The sequence below is a fragment of the Streptomyces sp. NPDC088197 genome (assembly GCF_044741185.1).
Taxonomy (GTDB): Bacteria; Actinomycetota; Actinomycetes; order Streptomycetales; family Streptomycetaceae; genus Actinacidiphila.
On record NZ_JBIUSD010000007.1, the window covers coordinates 436,596 to 444,185 of the forward strand.

Consider the following 7,590-nt stretch of genomic DNA (forward strand, 5'->3'; position numbering starts at 1 on the left):
GTAGACGGTGCCCTGGGCTTACGAAGTGCGGCTCCCCCGGCAGGGCCCCGTTTTTGCCCGCCCGCCCACCCGTGCGGGTGCTTTCTCCGTCTGCGGGTGCCGCTTGTGCCTGGTCGGTGCCGGGCCGGGGCACCTCCTCGAAATCCGTACCACCTGGCCTTTACGAATCCGGCACCCGGCCGTCAACGTATTTCTGCGGGGGCACCCCGCCCCGTCCCCTCCCGGTACGTCGGCGTCCGCCTGTCCGGTGGGGGTTACCGGGAGGGGGGTGGGTGGGGGCTCGGCCCCTGCGCCCCCCGACCCGCCCGCGGCGGCGGGAGGGGGATGGATGGGCTCGGGCACGTCGGCGTCTGACGGTCGGCTGTGGTGGTGGAGGGGGGTGCGGTGCGGGTCCTGCGCCGCCGTCGACCCGCCGGGGTGGGCGCGAGGGCTCCAGTACGCCGGCGTGTGCCTGTGCGCTGTGGCTGAGGGAGGTGTCAAAGACCGGTGGGGGCGCCCGGCTGTTCCTCCGCCGTGGGAAATCGGCGGAGACTGCCTGTCTCTGACACCTGTCCGCCTGCGGACCGTGTGAGGGGCCGTGCAGCCCCTTGGGTGGAGGACGCTCGGGGTGCCCTCACGGTCTTGGACACCCACCCCGGCAACCCCCACCGGACAGGCGGACGCCGACGTACCGGGAGGGGACGGGCCGGGGTGCCCCCGCAGAAATGCGGTGACAGGGAGGGTGCCGTATGCGCGGGAGCAGGTAGCCGCATTTCGAGGAGGTGCCCCGGACCGGCACCGACCAGGCACAAGCGGCACCCGCAGACGAAGAAAACACCCGCACGGGTGGGCGGGCGGGAAAAAAAGACACGGCCGGGAACGGCCCAGGCGCTAGCAGGGCCTCTTGCGGAGGGACATGACGTAGTCATGCGGGGCCCCGGCAGACTCGGCGGCGTCAGCCAACTCACCCAGGTAGCGGGCAGAGGGCAGCCCGCCCTCGTAATCGTTGAGCACGTAGAGCCACGAGGCGACCTCCCCGTCGAGCGTGTGAACGCGGACGGTGGCGCGCCGGTAGAGACCGAGCGGCACACCCTCCCAGCGATCGAGCGACTCCTCGTCGACGGGCGCGACGTCGTACAGCCCGACGAAGACCTGGCTGTCCTCGTCCTCCACGAGCGTGGCGAGCGCCCCCTCCCACCCCATCTGCTCGCCGCCGAAGGTGAGCCGCCAGCCGTCGAGCCAGCCGGTGCCGCGCAGGGGGGAGTGCGGGGCGCGGCGGGTCATCAGCCGCGCGTCGAGGTTGCTGGCGTAGGCGGCGTAGAGCGACATGACCACGAGAGTACGGGAGCACGCGCGGCGGACGGCCGCACGCCGTTTCGGGGTGTCCGGACGGCGGGCGACGGCACCCGGATCGGACAAGCGTGCCCCCTGGCGGAGAACACTTGGCGCGTGCGGGACAATGGGGTACGTGACAAGGATCGTGATCATCGGAGGCGGACCCGGCGGCTACGAAGCTGCCCTGGTGGCGGCGCAGCTCGGCGCGGAGGTGACCGTCGTGGACTGCGACGGCCTGGGCGGGGCGTCGGTGCTGACCGACTGCGTACCGTCCAAGACCCTCATCGCCACCGCCGAGGTGATGACGACGTTCGATTCGTCGTACGAGGAACTCGGCATCATCGTCGCCGACGACACCCCGCCGCTGGAGCGCTCGGCGCGCGTCGTCGGGGTGGACCTGGGCAAGGTCAACCGACGCGTGAAGCGCCTGGCGCTCGCGCAGTCGCACGACATCACCGCGTCCGTGACGCGGGCCGGCGCCCGGGTGATGCGCGGGCGGGGGCGGCTCGACGGCTGTCAGACCGCCGCCGACGGCAGCCGCTGCGTGGTGGTCGAGGCCGCGGACGGCACGACCGAGCGGCTGACCGCAGACGCGGTGCTCGTGGCGACCGGCGCGCGCCCGCGCGAACTGGAGGACGCGCTGCCCGACGGCGAGCGCATCCTCAACTGGACGCAGGTCTACGACCTGGACGAGCTGCCCGAGGAACTGATCGTGGTCGGCTCCGGCGTGACCGGCGCGGAGTTCGCGGGCGCGTACCAGGCGCTCGGCTCCACGGTGACGCTCGTGTCGTCCCGCGACCGGGTGCTGCCCGGCGAGGACCCGGACGCCGCCGCCGTACTGGAGGACGTCTTCCGGCGTCGCGGCATGAACGTGATGGCCCGCTCCCGCGCCCAGTCCGTCAAGCGGATCGGCGACCGGGTCGAGGTCGCGCTGGCCGACGGCCGGGTGATCACGGGCACGCACTGCCTGATGGCGGTCGGCGCGATCCCGAACACCTCGGGCATGGGGCTGGAGGAGTCGGGCGTGAAGCTGACCGACTCCGGTCACATCTGGACCGACAAGGTGTCGCGGACGAGCGCGCCCGGCGTGTACGCGGCCGGTGACGTGACCGGGATCTTCGCGCTCGCGTCGGTCGCGGCCATGCAGGGCCGGATCGCGATGTACCACTTCCTCGGCGATGCGGTGGCCCCGCTCAACCTCAAGACGGTCTCCTCGAACGTCTTCACCGACCCGGAGATCGCCACCGTCGGCTACACGCAGGCCGACGTGGACAACAAGCGGATCGTGGCCAATGTCGTCAAGCTGCCGCTGCTGCGCAATCCTCGGGCCAAGATGCAGGGCATCAGGGACGGCTTCGTGAAGCTGTTCTGCCGTCCCGGCACGGGCATCGTGGTCGGGGGAGTGGTGGTCGCGCCCAAGGCCAGCGAGCTGATCCACCCCATCTCGATCGCCGTCGACAACAATCTGACGGTCGAGCAGATCGCCAGCGCCTTCACCGTGTACCCGTCGCTGTCCGGCTCGGTGGCCGAGGTGGCACGGCAGTTGCACACCCGCAAGGCGGCCGAGGCGGATCTGGGCTGACGGCCCCTCGCGTCATCCGGAAAGGCGTCGTTTGCGAACGCACGGTCGGCGTATAGCACTCGCCGGTCTCTTTTGTGCACGACTTCCGTCATCTGGTGCAAAGTGCTGAAAGCCGACGGACGTTGGCGTTACTGTCGGTTCCGTGTTCGCTGCAGAACGTCGCCAATTGATCCTCGAAATGGTGCGGGCGAACGGGGCGGTCTCGCTCCGTGAACTCGCCCGTGTCGTCCAGACCTCAGAAGTGACCGTGCGCCGGGACGTGCGGGCGTTGGAGGCCGAAGGACTGCTGGACCGCCGGCACGGCGGTGCGGTCCTGCCCGGTGGCTTCACCAGGGAGTCCGGTTTCCCGCAGAAATCCCATCTAGCGACCGCGGAGAAGTCGGCCATCGCCGAACTCGCCGCCGATCTCGTGGACGAGGGCGAGGCCATCGTCGTCGGCGCGGGGACCACCACGCAGGAGCTGGCCCGTCGGCTCGCGCGGGTGCCGGGACTGACCGTGGTCACCAACTCCCTGCTGGTGGCACAGGCGTTGGCGCACGCCAACCGGGTCGAGGTGGTGATGACCGGCGGCACGCTGCGCGGGTCGAACTACGGCCTGGTGGGCAGCGGCGCCGAGCAGTCCCTCCAGGGGCTGCGGGTCTCCCGCGCCTTCCTGTCCGGCGCGGGCCTGACCGCCGAACGCGGCCTGTCCACGTCCAACATGCTCTCCGCGAGCGTGGACCGGGCGCTGGTGCAGTCCGCCGCCGAGGTCGTCGTCCTCGCCGACCACACCAAGCTCGGCACCGACACGATGTTCCAGACCGTGCCCACCGACCTCATCACCCACCTGGTCACCGACGAGCCGCCCGGCGGCGACGAGCGGGCCGGTACCGAACTCCAGGCGCTCGCCGACCGCGGCGTGCAGATCACCGTGGCGCCGCTGACCGGCGCGGACGCCATCGCCGCCGGACGTCCGCGCCACGACCAGCCTTTGCCAGGACCCCGGCGGCCCCAGCCCCTGCGCAGCGCCCAGCCGCTGCCCGGCGGCGGCCCGTCGCTGGCCGGAGGCGGCGGCACCGAGCCCACCCCGCGGCTGGCGGACGTCCGCCGCCGCTAGGGCTCCCCGCCCACCGGGGCTCCCCGCTACCCGAGCTTCCTAGACCGGCTCCGCGGCCGTCTCCCTCACGGCCCTGCGGCCGGTGTCCTCCACGGCCCCGCGGCCGGTGTCCTGCCGGGTCCGCAGGCCGTCCAGGGTCAGCGTCATCAGGCGAACGAACAGCCCCGTGTCCTCCCGGTTGTTCTCCGCGGTCAGCACGATCGCGTTGATCAGCTTGAGCAGGTCGGACATGGTGGCGTCCGACCTGATCTCGCCCGCGTCCTGCGCGCGCCGCAGCAGCGCCTCGCCCGACGAGCGCAGCAGCGCCTTGCACGCGGGCATCTTCGCGTCCGGCGCGGACATGATGGCCTTGGCGAGGCCGCGGTACGCGGTGGAGTGCACGGCGACCGCGTAGAGCCACTTGGTGAGCGCGTCGACCGGGTCCGGCTCCTCCAGCAGTTCTTGCGCGCGCGCGTTGAGCTTGACCAGCTCCCGCTCGAAGACGGCGTTCATCAGGGTGTAGCGGTCGGGGAAGTGGCGGTACAGCGTGCCGATGCCCACCCCGGCCTGCCGCGCGATGTCCTCCAGGGCGACGTCGGTGCCGTGCACGAAGAAGGCCTGGGCGGCCTCTTCCAGCAGCCGGTCGTAATTGCGCTGCGCGTCTGCCCGCATGGCGTCATGCCTCCTGAAGTGCCGGTCCTCACGGCTCGCCCGTACCCGCGGCGCGCCCACGTCCACGGCTGACCACGCCCACGCCACCCGTGCCCGCGGCTCGCCGGAACCCATCGTTCGTCAAAGTCCGCCCAAAAGCGATTGTAGAACCGGAGGCTGTCTCCGTATAGTTAACGGAGGAACCCTCCGTTTATTGCTCTCCGCTGGAGGCTTACTCAGCATGTCCACACCCGCAGTGCGCGCGCTCTCCACCGCATCCCGCACTCCGTCCCCCGCCCGTGGGCGTCCGTTCATCGCCCTCGTGGCCATCGTCGGCACGCAGCTCATGCTGCTGCTCGACGCCACCGTGGTGAATGTCGCCCTGCCGGGCATCGGCACCCATCTCGGCTTCTCGCCCACCGGCATGTCCTGGGTGCTGAACGTCTACACGCTCGCCTTCGGCGGCCTGCTGCTGCTCGGCAGCCGGATAGGCGACCTGATCGGCCGCCGCAGGGCGCTGATGTGGGGCGTCGGCGCCTTCACCCTCGCCTCCGTGGCCGGCGGCGTCGCCAACGACTCCACCACCCTGCTCATCGCCCGCGGCCTGCAAGGCGCCGCCGCCGCGCTGGCCGCGCCCAGCACCCTGGCGCTGATCGCCACCTCGTTCTCCGAGGGCTCGGAACGCAACCGCGCGCTGAGCGTCTTCTCCGCGATCTCCGGCGCCGGTTCCGCGATCGGCCTCACCGTCGGCGGCATGCTCACCGACTGGGGCTCCTGGCGCTGGGTCTTCTTCGTCAACGTCCCCGTGGGCCTGGCCATCGTGCTGCTCGCCCCGCGCTACATCAAGGAGACCGAGCGGCACCCCGGCGGCCGGTTCGACATCGCCGGCGCCCTGACCGGCACCCTCGGCATGGCCTCGCTGGTCTACGCCTTCATCCGCGTCGGCGAGAGCCACTGGACCGACTCCCGCGCCCTGACCAGCTTCGTCATCGCCGCCGCCCTGCTCGTGTCGTTCCTGATCAACGAGACCCGCGTCGAGCGCCCGCTGGTCGTGCTGCGGCTCTTCCTCAACCGCAACCGCGCGCTGGCGTACGGGATCATGCTGCTCGTCCCCGCCGGGATGTTCGGCGTGTTCTACTTCTCCACCCAGTACCTTCAGACGTATCTGCACTACAGCCCGCTGCGGACCGGCTTCGCCTTCCTGCCGCTGGCAGGACCGCTGTTCGTCGCCGCCCGCCTCGCCCCGCGCGCCCTCGCCCGCTTCGGCGCCAAGCGCGTCGCCGCCACCGGCGGTCTGTTCAACGTCGGCGGCACGGTCTGGCTCTCCACGCTCAACGCGTCCGACGGGTACGCGGGCGGCATCCTCGGCCCGCTGATCCTGATCGGTGTCGGCGTCGGCTTCACGATGATGCCGCTCAACACCTTCATCCTCTCCGGCGTCGAGCCGAAGGAGGCGGGCTCCGCGTCCGGGCTGCTCCAGACGATGCAGCAGGTCGGCGGCAGCCTCGGACTGTCCATCCTGGTCACGGTGTTCGGCACCGTCTCGCGCCACGCGCACAGCGAGCCGTTCATCCACGGCGCCACCGCCGCCTTCACCGCCGCCGCGGTCTTCACCGCCCTGTCCGTCGCCCTGGTCCTGGCGCTGCGCAGCCCGAAACCGGTGTCCCTGCGCTGACGGTGACCCGTTGACGGGGCTCTGTTGACCGTGTTGACGGTACGGAGCCGCGCGTGTGGACCGGCGCGCGAACGCCGGTGGGGCCGGTCGTCGTGACCGGCCCCACCGGCGTTTCGTACGTACGGCCGCTGCCGTACCGCCTTCGTGCGTGCTGTGGCGTCAGTCCTTGATTTCGCAGATGACGGCGCCGGAGGAGACGGAGGTGCCGACTTCGGCCTTGAGGCCGATGACGGTGCCCGACCGGTGGGCGTTCAGGGGCTGTTCCATCTTCATGGCCTCCAGGACCACGATCAGATCACCCGCGGTGACCTGCTGGCCCTCCTCGACCGCGACCTTCACGATGGTGCCCTGCATCGGTGAGGGCAGCGCGTCACCCGAGACCGCCGCACCCGCCTTCGCCGCCGTCCGCCGCTTGGGCTTGGCACCCCCCGCGGCCGCCGTCCGCGCCAGCGTCATCCCCAGCGACGCGGGCAGGGACACCTCCAGACGCTTCCCGCCGACCTCCACCACCACGGTCTCCCGGCCCGGCGCGTCGTCCTCGTCCACGACCGCACCCGCGAACGGCGGGATCGTGTTGTCGAACTCCGTCTCGATCCACCGCGTGTGCACCGTGAACGGACTCCCGTCGGTGGGTGCGAACGCCGGGTCGGTGACGACCGCACGGTGGAAGGGGATCGCGGTCGCCATCCCCTCCACCGTGAACTCGCCCAGCGCCCGCGCCGCACGCTGCAACGCCTGCTCACGCGTGGCACCGGTCACGATCAGCTTGGCCAGCAGCGAATCCCACGCCGGACCGATCACACTGCCGGACTCCACACCCGCGTCCAGCCGCACCCCCGGACCCGTCGGCGCGTCGAAACGCGTCACCGTGCCCGGCGCGGGCAGGAAACCCCGTCCCGGGTCCTCACCGTTGATCCGGAACTCCACCGAATGCCCCCGCAGCACCGGGTCGTCATACCCCAGCGCCTCACCGTCGGCGATCCGGAACATCTCCCGCACCAGATCGATCCCCGAGACCTCCTCGGTCACCGGGTGCTCCACCTGCAGCCGGGTGTTGACCTCCAGGAACGAGATCGTGCCGTCCTGGCCCACCAGAAACTCACACGTGCCCGCACCCACATACCCCGCCTCACGCAGGATCGCCTTCGACGCACTGTAGAGCTGGTCGACCTGCGCCTGCGACAAGTACGGGGCAGGGGCCTCCTCCACCAGCTTCTGATGACGCCGCTGCAACGAGCAGTCACGCGTGGAGACCACCACCACATTGCCGTGCGTGTCGGCCAGGCACTGCGT

6 protein-coding genes are annotated in these 7,590 nt (G+C 71.1%); 3 read left to right on the forward strand and 3 right to left on the reverse strand.

Features of this window, described 5'->3' with window-relative positions; all coding sequences use genetic code 11:
* Nucleotides 1-870 precede the first annotated feature (870 nt).
* A complete protein-coding gene (locus ACIOC1_RS20250; protein ID WP_401855762.1) occupies nt 871-1,308 on the reverse strand; it encodes a gamma-glutamylcyclotransferase in 438 nt (145 codons plus the stop codon).
* Nucleotides 1,309-1,438: 130 nt separating this feature from the next.
* On the opposite strand from ACIOC1_RS20250, the gene ACIOC1_RS20255 reads away from it, so the two are divergent.
* Both ACIOC1_RS20255 and ACIOC1_RS20260 read left to right on the forward strand, forming a co-directional pair.
* A complete protein-coding gene (locus tag ACIOC1_RS20255) occupies nt 1,439-2,896 on the forward strand; it encodes an NAD(P)H-quinone dehydrogenase (protein WP_401855765.1) in 1,458 nt (485 codons plus the stop codon).
* Between the two features lie 142 nt (nt 2,897-3,038).
* Nucleotides 3,039-3,992, forward strand: a complete 954-nt coding sequence (locus tag ACIOC1_RS20260) for a DeoR family transcriptional regulator (protein WP_391050564.1) — start codon at nt 3,039-3,041, stop codon at nt 3,990-3,992.
* 39 nt (nt 3,993-4,031) lie between these two features.
* Here the strand turns inward: ACIOC1_RS20260 and ACIOC1_RS20265 are convergent, their stop codons facing one another.
* Nucleotides 4,032-4,643, reverse strand: coding sequence for a TetR/AcrR family transcriptional regulator (locus ACIOC1_RS20265; RefSeq protein WP_401855768.1), 612 nt, complete (start codon nt 4,641-4,643; stop codon nt 4,032-4,034).
* A 220-nt stretch (nt 4,644-4,863) separates the two neighbouring features.
* Here ACIOC1_RS20265 and ACIOC1_RS20270 point away from each other — a divergent pair, with 220 nt between their 5' ends.
* On the forward strand, nt 4,864-6,297 hold the full coding sequence (locus tag ACIOC1_RS20270; protein ID WP_391163285.1) for a DHA2 family efflux MFS transporter permease subunit: 1,434 nt from the start codon (nt 4,864-4,866) through the stop codon (nt 6,295-6,297).
* 159 nt (nt 6,298-6,456) lie between these two features.
* Here the strand turns inward: ACIOC1_RS20270 and ACIOC1_RS20275 are convergent.
* The coding region (locus ACIOC1_RS20275; protein WP_401855771.1) for a biotin/lipoyl-containing protein at nt 6,457-7,590 on the reverse strand (1,134 nt) is incomplete at its 5' end.

Bases quoted from the DNA above. Each gene is read 5' to 3' on its own strand.
- ACIOC1_RS20255 (WP_401855765.1), top strand. From the start codon at position 1,439: ATGGGGTACGTGACAAGGATCGTGATCATCGGAGGCGGACCCGGCGGC.
- ACIOC1_RS20265 (WP_401855768.1), bottom strand. From the start codon at position 4,643: ATGCGGGCAGACGCGCAGCGCAATTACGACCGGCTGCTGGAAGAGGCC.
- ACIOC1_RS20250 (WP_401855762.1), bottom strand. From the start codon at position 1,308: ATGTCGCTCTACGCCGCCTACGCCAGCAACCTCGACGCGCGGCTGATG.
- ACIOC1_RS20270 (WP_391163285.1), top strand. From the start codon at position 4,864: ATGTCCACACCCGCAGTGCGCGCGCTCTCCACCGCATCCCGCACTCCG.